Source organism: Rhizobium sp. BK176 (assembly GCF_024808055.1).
Genome location: NZ_JANUBV010000004.1, coordinates 125,736 through 143,597, shown reverse-complemented (window position 1 = coordinate 143,597; position 17,862 = coordinate 125,736). Strand labels below are relative to the sequence as shown.

Below are 17,862 nucleotides of genomic sequence, written 5' to 3'. Positions count from 1 at the left end.
TGAAGGCATTTGGAACCGCCGTTGTGCTATCCCGCGACCATGCAAAGTCTCGGTCAATTGCACGAAAGACTTGCCGCCGCATTTGGGCGGCGTACCGCTCGTCGCCATGGCGCGTGGATTTTGGATGCTGTTGACCCGCAAACCGGGCTCGTTTCGCCACAACCCCATCGTCGCCGGATAGGCCGCAAGCTTCTGTCATGGTGGTTGGGCGGACTTGGGCTTGTTGCCGGTCTGATCCTCATTGCCATATCCAAAGCCGGTATTTCCCCGGTGCTTTCGATAGGGCTTGGCGTTGCCGCCCTATCCGCCATGGCCCTTCTTGCAGTCTTTTCGGCCACCAAACGGAGAAGCACGCGGAGCCCCTCGACTGGCGTTTCTCCCGCGTGGAGCCAAGGCGCGGTTCTCTTCGCCGATATCCATGACGCGCTTGGCGACATTACCGTCACACGCAGCATGGACCGGCGCATCGTCGGCGCCAACGAGATGTTCCGTCGGCTGACCGGTCGCCTCAATCCGGAAGGGCTGACCTGTGAGGAGATCGGGATCGCCTTTCGTCCGGGTCCCGCACCGCACCGCTTCGAGGTGGAGATCTCGACGCCTGAGGGCCAGCGCATCTACGTCTGGCGCGACGTCGTGACCCGCGATCCCGGCGACGGACGGCTGTTGCTGCAGAGCATCGCCCGCGATGTGACCGAAGAACGGCTAACAGCGCAGTCCCGCGAAGAGGCGCGGCAGAAAGCCGAATATAACAGTGCCGCGAAATCGCGGCTGCTTGCGACCGTCAGCCATGAAATCCGCACGCCACTTTCGGGCATCCTCGGCATGACGCACCTGCTGAGCGAGACCCGTCTGACCCAGGAACAGCAGAACTACCTCACCGGCATTCGCCAATCCGGCTATGCACTGACGCAACTGGTCGAGGACCTGCTCGATTTCTCGACGATTGAGGTCGGTCGTTTTCAGCTCCGTCCCCGGGCAGAATCTCTGCGCAAGCTGCTCGAGAGCGTGGTCGAGATGCTCGCCCACCGCGCCCACGAAAAGGGCATCGAGATCGGCGCAACCGTTTCCTCCGACCTGCCGGAACTGATGAGCTTCGATCCGGCACGCCTACGTCAGGTCCTGTTCAACGTCATCGGCAATGCCGTTAAATTCACGCAGGCGGGTGGCGTATTCGTGCGGGCATCCCAGCAGGGCAATGGTGTGCTGATCAGCGTCAACGACACCGGCCCCGGCATGACCGAGGAAGAACAGAACCGCATCTTCGGTGAATTCGAGCAGGGCGGAAGCACGGTCGACAAGAGTGCCGGGACGGGACTTGGTCTGTCGATCTCTGCCCGCATCATGCGCGAGTTCGGCGGCTCGCTCGCGGTCTCGAGCGAAAGAGGCACCGGCAGCGAGTTCAGCATCCGCTTTCCGATCGACATTCCGGAGGAAAACCGCGCGCGCCGGAATACGGTGCTTGCCGGCAGCGTCGTCCTGCTGCTGGCGCCACCCGGCGCGGCGTGCTTGGCGATTTCTGAGACGATCACAACGCTCGGCGGCGATTGCCACCTGGTCACTGATGGCGAGAGCGCGCATGCGATGCTGCTTGCCATGACGGCGCGCGGATGCCGGCCAACGGACATTATCGTCGACCACCGCATGTCGGGAGAATTTGCCGACCACCTCGCCGATCGCGCGGAAATCGCTGCACTGGGGCTGCGCAAGATCTTCCTGGTCAACCCCGAGGAGCGCAACGCCCATGCGCTCGACCTCTTCGACGCATGGCTGATACGGCCGCTGCGAGAGCAGTCGCTGATCGACGTATTGCGCGGCAGGATGCGCGGCATGGAGAAGCGTGACGCTCTGAACGACAACCAGCCTGGATTCAGCGTCGTCATCCCGGAGGCGGGCATCCAGAGCGGGCTGCGAATCCTGTTGGCCGAAGACGACCCGATCAACGCGATGCTCATTCGCGCCATGTTGGAGAAAGCCGGCCATACCGTCCAGCATGTCGACCACTTCGAAACGCTTCTCGACTGCGCGCTGTCGGAAGGAAGCGCACGCCCCGATATCGTCATCAGCGATCTTTCCATGCCGGGCGGCGATGGCATCGACATGCTTGGCCGGCTACGCGGACATGAGCGCCGGCTTGATGTTCCCCCGGTCCCGATCATCGTGCTGACCGCCGACAAGCGCGACGAATCCCGTAGACAGGTCTTGCTGAATGGCGCAAACCGCGTCATGGTAAAGCCAGTTGACCCGATAAGGTTGCTGACGGAAGTCCAAGCCGTTGCTGCGCTTTCGGCCCGCCGCGCGGAAGCACGGTAACCACCGAGAGACCGGCACGCTGCTTAAGTGTGACGGCGACATGATGTCACTTTCCTGTCGTACATAAGTGTTTTATGGCGTGTCAAAAGCCGGCAACGGGAGAATCGCCATGTCCGCAGACGCTTTCAATTGTGCCGCCGTCGCCGAGGTTCATCGGCCGTCGAGCACGCTTGCGCCAAAGGAAGGCGACATTCTCGGCCGCATCGGCAATCTCGAGACCCGCCTCGCCCGTAGTTCCAGCGAGATCGACGCCGCACAGGCCGTTCGCTTCCGTGTCTTCGTCGAAGAAATGGGTGCCGAGCTTTCACAGGAAGCCATGCGCCGCAAACGCGATTTCGATTCCTACGATGCGTTCTGCGACCATTTGCTCGTGCTCGACCGCTCGATCGAGGGCGACAGCGAGGACCAGATCGTTGGCACCTATCGCCTGCTCCGGCAGGAAGTTGCCATGGCAAACGGCGGCTTTTACTCGGCTTCGGAATTCGCCATCGACGAGCTGCTGGCCCGCCACCCGGATAAGCGGTTCATGGAACTCGGCCGCTCTTGCGTGCTGCCTGATTACCGCACCAAGCGTACGGTCGAGCTTCTGTGGCAGGGCAACTGGGCCTATGCGCTGAAGCATGGCATGAGCGCCATGTTCGGCTGCGCGTCCTTCCCGGGTATCCATCCGGAAAGCCATGCGCTGGCACTTTCCTTCCTGCATCACAACGTCGCCGCCAAGGACGAGTGGGCGGTCAGCGCCCTTCCGCATCTGGCTCGCGATATGGATCTGATGCCGGCCGAAGCCGTCAACCCGAAGCGGGCCCTGATGGCACTGCCGCCGCTGATCAAGGGTTATCTGCGCCTTGGCGCCATGGTCGGTTCGACCGCCGTGGTCGACAAGGCCTTCAACACGACGGATGTTCTGATCGTCCTGCCGATATCAAGCATCTCCGATCGCTACCTAAACTATTACGGCGCCGACGCCGGACGGTTCGCGAGCTGATTTCAAACGGATGAAAAGACGGAGCGGGAGGATGCCTCCCGCTCCGTCTTTATTTCACGATCCGGCCGTGTAGGCCGCGATCGCCGCCATGTTGACAATATCGGAATCCTTCGCGCCCATCGAGGTGATCTGAACGGCCTTGTCGAGACCGACGAGGATCGGGCCGATGACGGTCGAACCGCCGAGTTCCTGCAGCATCTTCGTTGAGATCGCTGCCGAATGGAAAGCCGGCATGACCAGCACATTGGCCGGCCCTGACAGACGGCAGAACGGATACTGCTCCATCACCCTGCGGTTCAGCGCCACGTCAGCCGCCATCTCGCCGTCATACTCGAAATCAAGGCGACGCTTGTCGAGGATCTTTACAGCCTCGCGCACACGCTCGGAGCGTTCGCCCGACGGGTGGCCGAAGGTCGAATAGGCCAGCATGGCAACACGCGGCTGATAGCCCATGCGACGCGCAAAGCCTGCGGCCTCGACAGCGATATCAGCGAGCTCCTCGGCGTTCGGCATGTCATGAACCGCCGTATCGGCGACGAACACTGTTCGGCCGCGGCAGAGCGCAATCGATACGCCGATCACGCGGTGCCCCGGCTTCATATCGATGCAGCGGCGCACGTCTTCGAGCGCCGTCGAATAGTTGCGGGTGATACCGGTGACCATTCCGTCGGCGTCGCCAAGCGCCACCATGCAGGCGGCGAAGTGGTTGCGGTCCTGGTGGATCAGGCGCTGGGCATCGCGATGCAGGTAGCCCTTGCGCTGCAAGCGCGCATAGAGATAGTCGACATAGGTTTCGACGCGGGTGGAGATGCGCGCGTTGACGATTTCCAGCCCCGGCCGATTGAGATCGATACCGGCGCGTTCCGCGGTCGCTTGAATCAGGTCCTCGCGGCCAAGCAGGATTGCCGTCCCGAGTTCCTGGTTGGCATAGGACATTGCTGCGCGCATGACCTGCTCTTCTTCCGCTTCCGCAAAAACCACCCGCTTCGGGCGGCGGCGTACGCGCTCGTAAAGGCTCGCCAAGGTCGAGGCGATGGGATCGCGACGGGCGGACAGCTCGCGGGCATAAACTGCCATGTCGGCGATCGGCTTGCGGGCGACGCCGCTATCCATCGCTGCCTGCGCCACGGCAACTGGGATCGCCGAGATCAGCCGCGGATCGAACGGCACCGGAATGATGTACTGCGCGCCGAAGCGCGGGCGGTTGCCCTGGTAGGCGGCAACGACATCGTCAGGCACGTCCTCGCGGGCGAGGTTTGCCAGCGCCTCGACGGCCGCAATTTTCATGGCGTCGTTGATCGTGGTCGCACGAACATCGAGCGCGCCGCGGAAGATATAGGGAAAGCCGAGAACGTTGTTGACCTGGTTCGGATAGTCTGAGCGACCGGTTGCCATGATGGCATCGTCGCGGACGCGCGCGACCTCTTCCGGGGTAATTTCCGGATCGGGGTTGGCCATGGCAAAAATGATCGGACGATCGGCCATGGAGCGGATCATCGTCTCCGAGAAGGCTCCCTTCTGCGAGAGGCCGAAGACGACATCCGCGCCCTTCATGGCCTCCTCGAGCGTGCGTGCCTTGGTCTTGACCGCATGCGCCGATTTCCATTGGTTCATGCCCTCAGTGCGGCCCTGATAGATCACACCCTTGGTATCGCAAAGAACGATATTCTCGGGGGCGAAGCCCATCGCCTTGATCAGTTCGACGCAGGCGATGGCGGCGGCACCGGCACCATTGCAGACGAGCTTCGTCGTCTTCAGGTCGCGACCGGTCAATTCCAGCGCGTTGATGAGGCCGGCAGCCGCGATGATCGCCGTCCCGTGCTGGTCGTCATGGAAAACAGGAATGTCCATCAGCTCGCGCAGGCGCTGCTCGATGATGAAGCAGTCGGGCGCCTTGATGTCTTCGAGATTGATGCCGCCGAAGGAAGGTCCGAGGAAACGCACGCAATTGATGAATTCGTCGACATTCTCGGTGTCGACTTCGAGGTCGATCGAGTCGACGTCGGCAAAGCGCTTGAAGAGCACCGACTTGCCCTCCATCACTGGCTTCGAAGCCAGTGCGCCGAGATTGCCGAGGCCGAGGATCGCCGTGCCGTTGGAGATGACCGCAACCATGTTGCCGCGCGTGGTGTAATCATAGGCGGTCGCCGGATCGGCGGCGATTGCCTTCACCGGAACGGCCACACCAGGCGAATAGGCAAGCGACAGATCGCGCTGCGTCGCCATCGGCTTCGTGGCGTTGATCTCCAGCTTTCCGGGCCGCCCCATGGCGTGGAACTCAAGAGCCTCGTTGTCGGTTACAGATGTAACCGGCCGCTGCTTCTTCTCGGTATCGGGCATTTTTCCTCCAACGTCTTGTGGGTGACGCCTTGCTCTTCCTCAATCGCAGTTGTCATCTATAGCGGCGGGCAGCTAGGGTTGGCACCTCTTTTTTGGAAAAAATGCATCTCCGTGAACGAACGAATAGACACTGGAATAGAAGCCTTTTCGGCTGCCGAACTGGCCACGGAAGAAAGCCGTGCCTCGGCAACGCCGATGATGGAGCAATTCATCGAGATCAAGGCCAACAACCCTGACTCGCTGCTGTTCTATCGCATGGGCGATTTCTACGAGCTGTTCTTCGAGGATGCGCTGGACGCTTCGCGTGCGCTCGGCATCACGCTCACCAAGCGCGGCCAGCACATGGGGCAGGACATCCCGATGTGCGGCGTGCCGGTGCATGCGGCCGACGACTATCTGCAGAAACTCATTGGACTCGGCTTCCGGGTTGCCGTCTGCGAGCAGGTTGAAGACCCGGCCGAGGCCAAGAAACGTGGCTCGAAATCGGTGGTGAAGCGCGACGTGGTCCGCCTGGTGACGCCGGGCACGATCACCGAGGAAAAGCTGCTTTCACCATCGGAATCGAACTATCTGATGGCACTTACCCGGATTCGCGCCGGCGCCGAGCCTGTGCTGGCGCTTGCGTGGATCGACATTTCGACCGGGATTTTCCGGCTGGCCGAGACTGAAGGCTCGCGGCTGCTTGCCGATATCCTGCGTATCGACCCGCGCGAACTGATCGTGCCCGATACTATCTTTCACGATCCCGAACTGAAGCCTGTTTTCGACGTGCTGGGTCGCACCGCCGTTCCGCAGCCGGCTGTGCTCTTCGACAGTGCCACGGCCGAAGGGCGGATCGCACGCTACTTCAATGTCTCGACACTCGACGGCTTCGGCACCTTTTCGCGTGCCGAGCTTGCTGCCGCTGCTGCGGCCGTCGCCTATGTCGAGAAGACGCAGATCGCCGAACGGCCACCGCTCGGACGGCCGGAGCGCGAGAGCGGCGCGTCCACGCTGTTCATCGATCCGGCGACCCGCGCCAACCTCGAACTTGCCCGCACGCTGTCAGGCGATCGCAACGGCTCCCTGCTGAAGGCGATCGACCGCACCGTCACCGGTGGCGGAGCACGGTTGCTTGCCGAACGGCTGATGTCGCCGCTGACCGATCCCGTCCGCATCAATGAGCGTCTGGATTCCATCGGCTTCCTGATGGAGGAGCCGTCGCTTTGTGGCGACCTGCGCCACCATCTCAAGCATGTTCCGGACATGCCGCGCGCGCTCTCGCGCCTGGCGCTCGACCGTGGCGGGCCCCGCGACCTTGCCGCCATCCGCCAAGGTCTGAATGCTGCGGGCGATATCGGTCGGCTGTTGTCCGACGCGCTGCTGCCGGAAGAACTGCAGCTTGCGCTTTCCAGCCTTCAGGCCCTGCCCTCCGGCCTTGCGATACTGCTTTCCGAGACGCTCGGCGACGAGTTGCCGCTATTGAAGCGCGATGGCGGCTTCCTGCGCGACGGTGCCAATACCGAACTTGACGAGGTCAGGGCGCTTCGCGATCAATCGCGTCGGGTGATTGCCGGCCTGCAGCTGCAATATGCCGAGGAAACCGGCATCAAGTCGCTGAAGATCAAGCACAACAATATCCTTGGCTACTTCATCGAGGTGACCGCCGGCAATGCCGGGCCGATGACCGATACGCCCGAGGCCAAGGGGCGCTTCATCCACCGCCAGACGATGGCGAACGCGATGCGCTTCACGACGACCGAGCTTGCTGATCTGGAAAGCCGGATCGCCAATGCGGCCGACAAGGCGCTCGCGATCGAACTGGCGGCCTTCGACCGCATGACGGATTCCGTCGTAGCCGAAGCGGAGGCAATCAAGGCGGGCGCCCGCGCACTGGCCGTCATCGACGTTGCTGCTGGCCTGGCGCTGCTTGCCGACGAACAGGCCTACTGCCGACCACTCGTCGATGGCTCGAAGATGTTTGCGATCGAGGGCGGCCGCCATCCGGTGGTCGAACAGGCGCTCAGGCGGCAATCGTCAGGCCCGTTCGTCGCCAACAACTGCGATCTCTCGCCCGTTTCCGACGGCAAGGATGGCGCGATCTGGCTGCTGACCGGCCCGAACATGGGCGGTAAGTCGACCTTCCTGCGCCAGAACGCGCTGATCGCGATCCTCGCGCAGATGGGGTCCTTCGTGCCGGCCACCTCGGCCCATATCGGCATCGTCGACCGGCTGTTCTCGCGTGTCGGCGCCTCTGACGATCTGGCGCGCGGTCGCTCGACCTTCATGGTCGAAATGGTCGAGACGGCGGCGATCCTCAACCAGGCGACCGACCGTTCCCTGGTCATTCTCGATGAAATCGGCCGTGGCACCGCAACCTTCGACGGCCTCTCCATCGCCTGGGCCGCCGTCGAGCATCTGCACGAAGCAAACCGCTGCCGCGGTCTCTTCGCAACCCACTTCCACGAACTCACGGTGCTTTCGGAAAAGCTTGCGCGGCTATCAAATGCGACGATGCGCGTGAAGGAGTGGGACGGCGACGTGATCTTCCTGCACGAAGTCGGTCCCGGTGCCGCCGATCGCTCCTACGGCATCCAGGTCGCCCGGCTTGCCGGCTTGCCGGCTTCCGTAGTGTCCCGCGCCCGCGATGTGCTGACGCGGCTCGAGGACGCCGACCGCAAGAACCCGGCAAGCCAGCTCATCGACGACCTGCCACTCTTCCAAGTGGCAGTGCGCCGCGAGGATTCCAATCGCGGTCCCTCGAAGGTCGAGGAAGCATTGAAGGGCATGAGCCTCGACGACATGACCCCACGCGAAGCCATGGACGCGCTCTACGAGCTCAAGAAGAAGCTGAAGCAGGGCTGACCGATGTTCATGGACCGGCTGTTCAACGAGACCCAAAGGCTTGCGGCGATCTTCAGCGCGCTTGAAGCGCTGCGGCTTGCCGACGAGCGCGGCAATCCGCGTGGCTGGGCCTCGCCGTTCGGCCTGCTGCAAATCATCCGCTGCTGCGCCAGGATTCTGGAACTCTCCTCCTGTGTCGCCAAAGCCGGCTACCGCGAGTGCGACCAAGAGACCCTGGAGGCGATCACCAGCGAAACGCGGCAGGTGCTCTATTCCGTGCGGGCGCAGATCGCCGCCTGATGGGTTGAAGCCGCAGGTTTCAGGCGCGGCAACACCTTTTCGCCAAAATTAAACGTTCTGCAGTAGGAAAGCCCGTGTCATCGGTGGGCAAAGAGGCTATAGCGCATGCAGACGAAACGAGAGGTGCAGCACGAAGCGGCTGCCCCGCGCGAAGAGGAAGCCGCCCCGCGCATGGCGACGACGAACGAAATCGATTTCTCCGATATCCTCGACACCGACTATCTCCGGAAGATGTGCGACGCGGTCGCCGAGGCCAACAAGACTCGGCCCGACGTCATGCGGTCGGATCTGCTGGCGATCCTCAAAAAGGCGAGCAGCGAGGGTCGGCAGAAGGCGCGCGAGCTGCTTTCGGCCGATGGCAGCGGCATCAATTGCGCCCGCCGGATTTCCTGGCTGCAGGACCAGATCATCACGGTTCTCTACGAGTTCGTCTGCGCGCACGTCTTCCCGAAGCAGAAGGACAAGTTCGCCGTCACCGCCGTCGGCGGCTATGGCCGCGACACGCTGGCGCCGGGCTCCGACATCGACCTCCTGTTCCTGTTCCAGCCGAAGCCGGCGGAGGAAACGCACAAGGCGGTCGAATTCATGCTCTATGTCCTCTGGGACATGGGCTTCAAGGTCGGCCATGCCACGCGCACCTTGGAAGAGTGCATCGCACTGTCGAAGTCCGACATGACTATCCGTACGGCTATCCTCGAGATGCGCTACATCTGCGGCCTGCGCGCGCTGGAAACGCAGCTTGAGACGCGTTTCGACAAGGAAATCGTCACCGGCACCGGCCCCGAATTCATCGCCGCCAAGCTTGCCGAGCGTGACGAGCGCCACCGCAAGGCCGGCGATACGCGCTATCTGGTCGAGCCGAACGTCAAGGAAGGCAAGGGCGGCCTGCGCGACCTGCACACGCTCTTCTGGATCTCGAAATACTATTATCACGTCCGCGACACGGCTGAGCTCGTGCCGCTCGGCGTCCTCTCCAAGCACGAGTATCACCTGTTCCAGAAGGCGGACGACTTCCTCTGGGCGGTGCGCTGCCACATGCATTTCCTGACCGGCAAGGCAGAGGAGCGGCTGTCCTTCGACATCCAGCGCGAGATTGCCGAAGCACTCGGATACCATGCGCGCCCTGGCCTTTCGGCCGTTGAGCGTTTCATGAAGCACTATTTTCTTGTCGCCAAGGATGTCGGCGACCTGACGCGCATTCTCTGCGCGGCGCTCGAGGATCAGCAGGCGAAGTCGACGCCGGGTCTGACCGGCGTCATCAGCCGCTTCGCACACCGCAGCCGCAAGATCGCCGGCAGCACCGAGTTCGTCGAGGATCGTGGCCGCATCGCGCTTGCAAGCCCCGATGTGTTCAAGCGGGATCCGATCAGCATCATTCGACTGTTCCATGTCGCCGATATCAACGGGCTGGAATTCCATCCGGACGCACTGAAGCGCGTCACCCGCTCGCTCAGCCTCATCGACAACAATCTGCGCGAGAACGACGAGGCAAACCGCCTCTTCATGTCGATCCTGACCTCGAAGCGCGACCCGGCGCTGATCCTGCGCCGTATGAACGAAGCCGGCGTGCTCGGCCGCTTCATCCCGGAGTTCGGGAAGATCGTCGCGATGATGCAGTTCAACATGTACCACCACTATACGGTGGACGAGCATCTGATCCGCACCGTCGACGTGCTCTCGGAAATCGACAAGGGCAAGGCAGACGATCTGCATCCGCTTGCCAACAAACTGATGCCCGGCATTGAAGACCGCGAGGCGCTCTATGTCGCGGTGCTGCTGCACGACATTGCCAAGGGCCGCCAGGAGGACCATTCGATTGCCGGCGCCCGCGTCGCCCGCAAGCTTTGCGCTCGCTTTGGTCTGTCGCAGAAGCAGACGGAGATGGTCGTCTGGCTGATCCAGGAGCATCTGGCGATGTCGATGGTCGCGCAGACCCGCGACCTGACCGACCGCAAGACAATCACCGACTTTGCCGATGTGGTGCAGTCGCTTGACCGGCTGAAGATGCTGCTGATCCTGACGATCTGCGACATCCGCGCCGTCGGCCCCGGCGTCTGGAATGGCTGGAAGGGCCAGCTGCTGCGCACACTCTACTACGAAACCGAACTGCTGCTTGCCGGCGGCTTCTCGGAAGTGTCGCGCAAGGAGCGCGCCAACTTCGCGGCCGAAGCGCTTTACAATGCGCTCTCCGACTGGAGCCAGAAGGACCGCAAGATCTACAGCAAGCTGCACTATCAGCCCTACCTGCTCTCGGTTCCGCTGGAAGACCAGGTGCGGCACGCCGGCTTCATCCGCCAGGCGGACAAGGCGGGCCAGGCGCTGGCGACGATGGTGCGCACCGACAGTTTCCACGCGATCACCGAGATCACCGTGCTCTCGCCGGACCATCCGCGCCTTCTTGCCGTCATCGCCGGTGCGTGCGCGGCGGCGGGGGCCAACATCGTCGATGCGCAGATCTTCACGACCTCGGACGGCCGCGCGCTCGATACCATCCATGTCAGCCGCGAGTTCAAGGACGACGCCGACGAGCTGCGTCGTGCCGGCACGATCGGGCGTATGATCGAAGACGTGCTTTCCGGCCGCAAGCGGCTGCCCGAGGTAATTGCGACACGGACCAAGAACCGCAAGAAGAGCAAGGCCTTCGTCATCCCGCCGTCGGTCAACATCTCCAACAGCCTGTCGAACAAGTTCACCGTCATCGAGGTCGAATGCCTTGACCGGCCGGGCCTGCTCTCGGAAATCACCGCGGTTCTCTCGGACCTTTCGCTCGACATTCAATCGGCGCGGATCACCACCTTCGGCGAGAAGGTGATCGACACCTTCTACGTGACCGACCTCGTCGGCCAGAAGATCTCGGGCGACAGCAAGCGCGCCAACATCACCGCACGCCTCAAGGCCGTCATGGCCGAGGAACAGGACGAACTGCGCGAACGGATGCCTTCCGGCATCATCGCGCAACCGACTCCTGTCCGGGCCGCGATGCAGACAGACAAGAAGGCGGATTCGCCCGCATGAGCCCAATCGCATGAGCCTCGTCAGAAAATTCGCCACCGTCGGCGGCGCCACCCTCGGCAGCCGCATCTTCGGCTTTGCCCGTGAAACGCTGATGGCCGCGGCCCTCGGCACCGGCCCGATGGCCGACGTCTTCTATGCCGCTTTCCGGTTTCCGAACCTTTTCCGACGGCTCTTCGCCGAAGGTGCGTTCAACGCCGCCTTCGTGCCGCTGTTTGCCAAGGAAATCGAAGCGAACGGCACTGACGGAGCCAAGCGCTTCTCCGAGGAAGTCTTCGGCGTGCTGTTTTCGGTGCTGCTGCTCATCACCATCGTGATGGAACTCTGCATGCCGCTGCTCGTGCGCTTCGTCATCGCGCCGGGCTTTGCCGACGATGCGGAAAAATTCTCGATTACCGTCCGCATGGCGGCGGTGATGTTCCCCTATCTGATGTGCATGTCTCTGACGGCGATGATGAGCGGGATGCTGAACTCGCTGCATCACTTCTTCGCCGCAGCCATCGCCCCGGTTTTCCTCAACGTGGTGATGATCGGGGCGCTGTTTTACGCGCTCTACACCGGCGCTGAACCGCTGCAGACAGCCTGGTATCTCTCCTGGGGCGTGCTCGTCGCGGGCATCCTACAGCTCGTCGTCGTCTATCTCGGCGTCCTGCATGCCGGCATGAGCATCGGGTTACGCTTTCCCCGCATTACGCCGAACGTCAAGCGGCTGCTGATCCTCGCGGTGCCTGCCGCCGTCACCGGTGGCATCACCCAGATCAACCAGATGATCGGCCAGGCGATTGCCTCCAGCAAGGAGGGTGCGATCGCCGCGCTTCAATATGCGGACCGCATCTACCAGCTGCCGCTCGGCGTCGTCGGCGTTGCCGTCGGCGTGGTGCTGCTGCCGGAATTGGCGCGCGCGCTTAAGGGCGGCAATCTGCGCGAGGCGGCGAACTTGCAGAACCGGTCGATGGAATTCGTTCTGTTCCTGACAATCCCGGCCGCCTTTGCGCTCTGGATCCTCTCCGACGAGATCATCCGCGTCCTTTATGAACGTGGCGCCTTCCATCAGGAAAACACGGCGATCGTCGGCTCCATCCTCGCGGTCTATGGCGTCGGTCTCCCTGCCTTCGTACTGATCAAGGCGCTGCAGCCGGGTTTCTATGCGCGCGAGGACACCAGGACGCCGATGCGTTTTTCCGCCGTTGCCGTTGGCGTCAACTGTGCGACGGCTTTGACGCTGTTCCCGTTCATCGGCGCTCCCGGCATTGCGGTTGCGGAAGCAACGGCAGGCTGGATCAGCACCGTGCTTCTGTTCACGACTTTGCTGCGCCGCGGTCACCTCATCTGGGAATGGGCGCTGGCGCGGCGTGCGGCGCTGCTGGTCGTCTCCGCGGCCGTCATGGGCGGCGTCATCATGTACCTTCAGCACCGCTGGGAGCCGTGGCTTGCCTCGAGCGCGCATTTGGCGACGAAGGTCGGCACGCTCGGCCTTCTGATCGTCATCGCCATGGCTGTCTACTTCGCGACAGCCTTCCTGATCGGCGGCGCGAACCTCGGCATGATCCGTCGCAACCTGAACCGCAAGCCGACCGCAAAGGTGGACGGCTAAGCGGTCCGGCATGCTTCAGCAATAGGTCCATCGTCGGCTGGGGCCGATGTCGACATGCACTATCCCGTTGCAGTAGCGGCCTATCCCGCCGATGCCGGGAGCCGAAGCGGCAATCGCGATGATCGTTCGTTCGGATACCCCGGGAATTCGAATGTCCGCGGCAGCGCAACTGCGATGCTGGGAATGCGATCGACCACGCGAGCGAAACCCGGAGGTTACGATCGGGCGGCGACCGGTCTTAGCGGCTATGTAGGTGAGAATGCCGCGCAGCTGCGGCGGGAAGCAGTTCGCCTGAACGCTGACGGTCTGCAGCGAGTAGGCGAGCGTTTCTTTGTGTTTGAGCGACGGGATTGTCACTCTTCTGACATTCTGCGCGTCGGCGCTGTCGAAACACGACAGACAGAACAGGCCGGCGAGTGCGATGGAAAATGCGGATTGCATGGTTCCCCTCCCCTCGAAATACGCCGCGGTGGCGCAATTTTTGGCGAATGGAAAGATCTCCCTAAAAATGGCCTTTTTGTGAAATTGTTTACCTACCGTTACGGAACATCGCCATAATTTACTGCTAATTGATAGGTTAGAAATACCTCAAAAGAGGTACGAATTTTCTGCTCGCAGTTTGTGAGACATATTCACAAAAAAAGAATCTCGGCAAATTTTCCCCGACATCTGGACCGATCCTAGAATTCGTCCCTCCTGTCGCGGATACACCGCAAGGCGTTGCGGCGAGGCGGGACCGGCGCGGGGGGTGAGGGTAGGACGCAAAACCTCATGCACCGGGTCCGCAGAAAATGGTCTCCCTCCGGGGACGGCGGCGATCGCGCGAATCCGGCGTCGAGTTGAGCCCCGGACGTGCCTGTGTGGCACACATGGCCCCCAGGGGAAGCAAAGCTTCCTCGGGCAAGGCGGCAGAGGGACCGGAGTTGCGGGCATAAACCGCCGAACGGGGCGCTGGGAAGCGCCATATTGTTTTTACTCCAGCGAGGCAATTTCCAGCGCCCCGTCCGAGTGAAGTGCAGGATCAAGCCACGGGCCGCAAGGACCGCGTGAGGGAAGCGCCGTGCACCGAACGCCGGCACCCGGCCGCCCTTGACCAGCCACGCATCCTTGGCGACAACACCACACCACGAATCGGAGCCTGCAATGTTCCAATCACTTTTCCTCGTGACCCTCGTCGTCGACGATTACGATCGTGCCAAAGATTTCTACTGCGGCGCGGTTGGCTTCGATTGCCTCCAGGACGACATTCAGCCCGACGGCAAGCGATGGGTGGTCGTCAAGCCGAAGGGCGGGGACGGTGCCGCCTTTCTGCTCGCGCGAGCTGCCAACGACCGGCAAACGGCGGCGATGGGCAACCAGGCGGGCGGGCGCGTCGGCTTCTTCATCAAGACCGACGATTTTGCCCGCGACCACGCGTCGATGCTGGCGAAGGGCGTGCAGTTTCTCGAGGCGCCGCGGCACGAGGTTTACGGCACAGTCGCCGTCTTTGCGGATCCTTATGGCAACACCTTCGATCTGATCGAACACACCGCAGGCTGAACCCCTTGATTGCGCTGGCGTCCGCGTGCATAAGCGCGCCCGTTAGCAACATGGGCCATTGGCCCTGGGGCCCTCCACCAGCCTAATCGAGGACATGATGAACGAATTCAAGAAAGTGGTTTTCTCCGGCGTCCAGCCGACAGGAAATCTCCATCTCGGCAACTATCTCGGCGCGATCCGCAAGTTCGTCGCCCTGCAGGAAGGCAACGACTGCATCTACTGCGTCGTCGACATGCATGCGCTTACGGCACAGCTCGTCCATGAGGACATGCCGAACCAGATCCGTTCGATCGCCGCCGCCTTCATTGCGTCCGGCATCGATCCGGAAAAGCATATCGTTTTCAACCAGTCGGCCGTGCCTCAGCATGCCGAGCTTGCCTGGATCTTCAATTGCGTTGCGCGCATCGGTTGGATGAACCGCATGACGCAGTTCAAGGACAAGGCCGGCAAGGACCGCGAGCAGGCTTCGCTCGGTCTCTACGCCTATCCGAGCCTGATGGCTGCCGACATCCTCGTCTACCGCGGCACGCATGTCCCGGTCGGCGACGACCAGAAGCAGCACCTTGAACTCGCCCGCGACATCGCCATGAAGTTCAACCTCGACTATGCGGAACATATCCGCAAGACGGACTACGGCATCGACATCACGGTCGGCAACGAACCGGTGCATGCCTATTTCCCGATGGTCGAGCCGCTGATCGATGGCCCGGCGCCACGCGTCATGTCGCTTCGCGACGGCACCAAGAAAATGTCGAAGTCGGACCCATCAGATCTGTCGCGCATCAACCTGATGGACGACGAGGACGCGATCTCGAAGAAGATCCGCAAGGCCAAGACCGATCCGGAAGGTTTGCCTGGTGAAGTCGACGGCCTCAAGGGCCGCCCGGAAGCCGACAACCTTGTCGGCATCTATGCGGCGCTCGCCGACAGGTCGAAGGCTGATGTGCTTGCCGAATTTGGTGGCCAGCAGTTCTCGGTGTTCAAGCCGGCGCTTGTTGATTTGGCCATCAACGTGCTCTCGCCGATCACCGCTGAAATGCGTCGCCTGATGTCGGACACCAGCCACATCGACGCGATCCTGCGCAATGGTTCCGAACGGGCGCGGGCGCGGGCCGAAGTGACGATGAAAGAAGTGCGCGACATCGTCGGCTTCCTGTACTGAAATATGACCTTGGCCCGGGGCGGACCTCACCGCCCCGGGCTTGTCGAAGCCAGACCTGCGGCGTAGTCTTATCGAAACGGACCGTCAGGAGGCTTCGATGCGAGATCGCAACCTCATCCAGATCGGAACCATGGAGATCCGGCTTCTGATCGACGAGGATCAGAGCGCCGAGAGCCTCGTGGTGTTCGAATTCACGGTCCCGCCCCAGGCACGTGTCCCCGCCCCTCACTATCACCGCGACGTCGACGAAGTGATCTACGGCTTGTCCGGCACGATGACGACGACGCTGGACGGGCGCAAGCACGAGATCGGGCCCGGGGCCACCCTGTTCATTCCGCGCGGCTATGTCCACACCCACGAGAACCTGCACGGTGAAGCCGCCAAGGCCTTGATCACCATGACGCCCGGGTTGATCGGCAGGCGCTATTTCGAGGAAATGGCTTTGGCCATCAACGTTCATGGGAAACCCGACATCGAGCATGTGAAGGCGATCATGCGCCTTTACGGACTGGTTCCCGTCTGACGCAGACTGGCCCGGCAGACCGTTCGAGGGTCAAAAACGAGGGCTTGCAAATTTTCAGGTTCAGGTGTCAGAGTCCGGCCCATGGTATCGAAACGACTCTCCCGGCTCGAAGGTCATCGCCGCAAATTCATTGCGGTCATCGACGATACGCCCGAATGCTCCCGCGCCGTCCACTACGCCGGTCGGCGCGCCAAGAACTCGAACGGCGGCCTAGTGCTGATGTACGTGATTCCGGAGGGGGACTTCCAGCAATGGTTGGGGGTTGAGGAGATTATGCGGGCCGAGGCGCGCGAGGAAGCCGAAGCGGTGGTCGCGAAAGCGGCGCACGTGGTTCGCGAAACGATCGGCATCGACCCGGAGATCGTCATCCGCGAGGGAAGTGCCACCGAGCAGATCAACGCCGTCATCGAAGAAGACCGCGATATCGCGATCCTGGTGCTGGCCGCAAGCTCCGCCAAGGAGGGACCGGGGCCGCTGGTGTCGTCGATCGCCGGACGTGGCGCGACATTTCCGATCCCCGTCACGGTCCTGCCTGATACATTGACGGACGAGGAACTGGATGCGCTCGCATAAAGCGATTTCTTGAGTACCAGTCTCTTGAATAGAGTTGCCAATCGGCTTATTTTCTTTTTTGAAGAATTCTAAAGACGGCGTGGGCCGCTGCCCGCCGCACGGAGAGCGAGATGTTTATTCAGACCGAAGCCACGCCGAATCCCGCCACGCAGAAGTTCCTGCCGGGTCGGGTCGTCATGGAAAACGGAACCGCCGAATTCCGCAACGCGGACGAGGCTGAGGCATCGCCGCTCGCGGCTCGCCTGTTCGAGATTCCTGGCGTGACCGGCGTCTATTTCGGCTACGATTTCATTTCCGTGTCCAAGGACAATGCCGAGTGGCAGCACCTGAAGCCGGCGATCCTCGGCTCAATCATGGAACACTTCATGTCCGGCAAGCCCGTGATGGGCGACGCTTCTGTCCTTTCCGAAGATCTTGATGCCGGCGGCGAATTCTTCGATGAAGCCGATGAATCGATCGTGCTCACCATCAAGGAATTGCTGGATACCCGAGTCCGTCCCGCCGTTGCACAGGATGGCGGCGACATCACCTTCCGTGGCTTCAAGGACGGCAAGGTCTATCTCAACATGAAAGGCTCCTGCTCCGGCTGCCCGTCTTCGACGGCGACGCTGAAGCATGGCGTGCAGAACCTGCTTCGCCATTTCGTTCCGGAAGTCGAGGAAGTCGTCGCCGCCTGACGACGACGCCCTGTCCCGGCATTT

13 protein-coding genes are annotated in these 17,862 nt (G+C 62.0%); 11 read left to right on the top strand and 2 right to left on the bottom strand.

Annotated features, from left to right (window positions below; translation table 11 throughout):
• Positions 1 to 39: 39 nt before the first annotated feature.
• Both FHT76_RS16080 and FHT76_RS16075 read left to right on the top strand, forming a co-directional pair.
• The gene (locus FHT76_RS16080) at positions 40 to 2,310 is read left to right on the top strand and encodes an ATP-binding protein (protein ID WP_183860770.1); all 2,271 of its coding nucleotides are present in this window, start codon (positions 40 to 42) and stop codon (positions 2,308 to 2,310) included.
• Between the two features lie 109 nt (positions 2,311 to 2,419).
• On the top strand, positions 2,420 to 3,295 hold the full coding sequence (locus FHT76_RS16075) for a GNAT family N-acetyltransferase (RefSeq protein WP_183753217.1): 876 nt from the start codon (positions 2,420 to 2,422) through the stop codon (positions 3,293 to 3,295).
• Between the two features lie 54 nt (positions 3,296 to 3,349).
• Here the strand turns inward: FHT76_RS16075 and FHT76_RS16070 are convergent, their stop codons facing one another.
• Positions 3,350 to 5,635 carry an NADP-dependent malic enzyme gene (locus FHT76_RS16070; protein WP_183860520.1) on the bottom strand — a complete coding sequence of 762 codons (2,286 nt, stop codon included), beginning with the start codon at positions 5,633 to 5,635 and terminating at the stop codon, positions 3,350 to 3,352.
• A 111-nt stretch (positions 5,636 to 5,746) separates the two neighbouring features.
• Between FHT76_RS16070 and mutS the strand changes: the two genes are divergently transcribed.
• From mutS to murJ, 4 genes are all read left to right on the top strand, one after another.
• A complete protein-coding gene (gene mutS / locus FHT76_RS16065; RefSeq protein ID WP_183860522.1) occupies positions 5,747 to 8,479 on the top strand; it encodes a DNA mismatch repair protein MutS in 2,733 nt (910 codons plus the stop codon).
• Between the two features lie 3 nt (positions 8,480 to 8,482).
• On the top strand, positions 8,483 to 8,758 hold the full coding sequence (locus FHT76_RS16060; RefSeq protein WP_183860524.1) for a hypothetical protein: 276 nt from the start codon (positions 8,483 to 8,485) through the stop codon (positions 8,756 to 8,758).
• 105 nt (positions 8,759 to 8,863) lie between these two features.
• On the top strand, positions 8,864 to 11,773 hold the full coding sequence (locus tag FHT76_RS16055; protein ID WP_183860526.1) for a [protein-PII] uridylyltransferase: 2,910 nt from the start codon (positions 8,864 to 8,866) through the stop codon (positions 11,771 to 11,773).
• 10 nt (positions 11,774 to 11,783) lie between these two features.
• The gene (gene murJ / locus FHT76_RS16050) at positions 11,784 to 13,364 is read left to right on the top strand and encodes a murein biosynthesis integral membrane protein MurJ (RefSeq protein ID WP_183860528.1); all 1,581 of its coding nucleotides are present in this window, start codon (positions 11,784 to 11,786) and stop codon (positions 13,362 to 13,364) included.
• 15 nt (positions 13,365 to 13,379) lie between these two features.
• On the opposite strand, the gene FHT76_RS16045 is transcribed toward murJ, so the two are convergent.
• Positions 13,380 to 13,805: a DUF882 domain-containing protein gene (locus FHT76_RS16045; protein WP_183753229.1), complete on the bottom strand. Its 426-nt coding sequence runs from the start codon at positions 13,803 to 13,805 to the stop codon at positions 13,380 to 13,382.
• 702 nt (positions 13,806 to 14,507) lie between these two features.
• On the opposite strand from FHT76_RS16045, the gene FHT76_RS16040 reads away from it, so the two are divergent.
• The 5 genes from FHT76_RS16040 (at position 14,508) to FHT76_RS16020 (ending at position 17,838) form a co-directional block, all read left to right on the top strand.
• On the top strand, positions 14,508 to 14,903 hold the full coding sequence (locus FHT76_RS16040) for a VOC family protein (protein ID WP_259126400.1): 396 nt from the start codon (positions 14,508 to 14,510) through the stop codon (positions 14,901 to 14,903).
• A 97-nt stretch (positions 14,904 to 15,000) separates the two neighbouring features.
• On the top strand, positions 15,001 to 16,065 hold the full coding sequence (trpS, locus tag FHT76_RS16035; RefSeq protein WP_183753231.1) for a tryptophan--tRNA ligase: 1,065 nt from the start codon (positions 15,001 to 15,003) through the stop codon (positions 16,063 to 16,065).
• Positions 16,066 to 16,162: 97 nt separating this feature from the next.
• Positions 16,163 to 16,588 (top strand): cupin domain-containing protein, encoded by a 426-nt coding sequence (locus FHT76_RS16030; protein WP_259185691.1) that lies wholly within the window; start codon positions 16,163 to 16,165, stop codon positions 16,586 to 16,588.
• Between the two features lie 81 nt (positions 16,589 to 16,669).
• A complete protein-coding gene (locus tag FHT76_RS16025) occupies positions 16,670 to 17,161 on the top strand; it encodes a universal stress protein (RefSeq protein WP_007529542.1) in 492 nt (163 codons plus the stop codon).
• Positions 17,162 to 17,271: 110 nt separating this feature from the next.
• Positions 17,272 to 17,838: a NifU family protein gene (locus tag FHT76_RS16020; protein WP_183860534.1), complete on the top strand. Its 567-nt coding sequence runs from the start codon at positions 17,272 to 17,274 to the stop codon at positions 17,836 to 17,838.
• Positions 17,839 to 17,862: the final 24 nt, after the last annotated feature.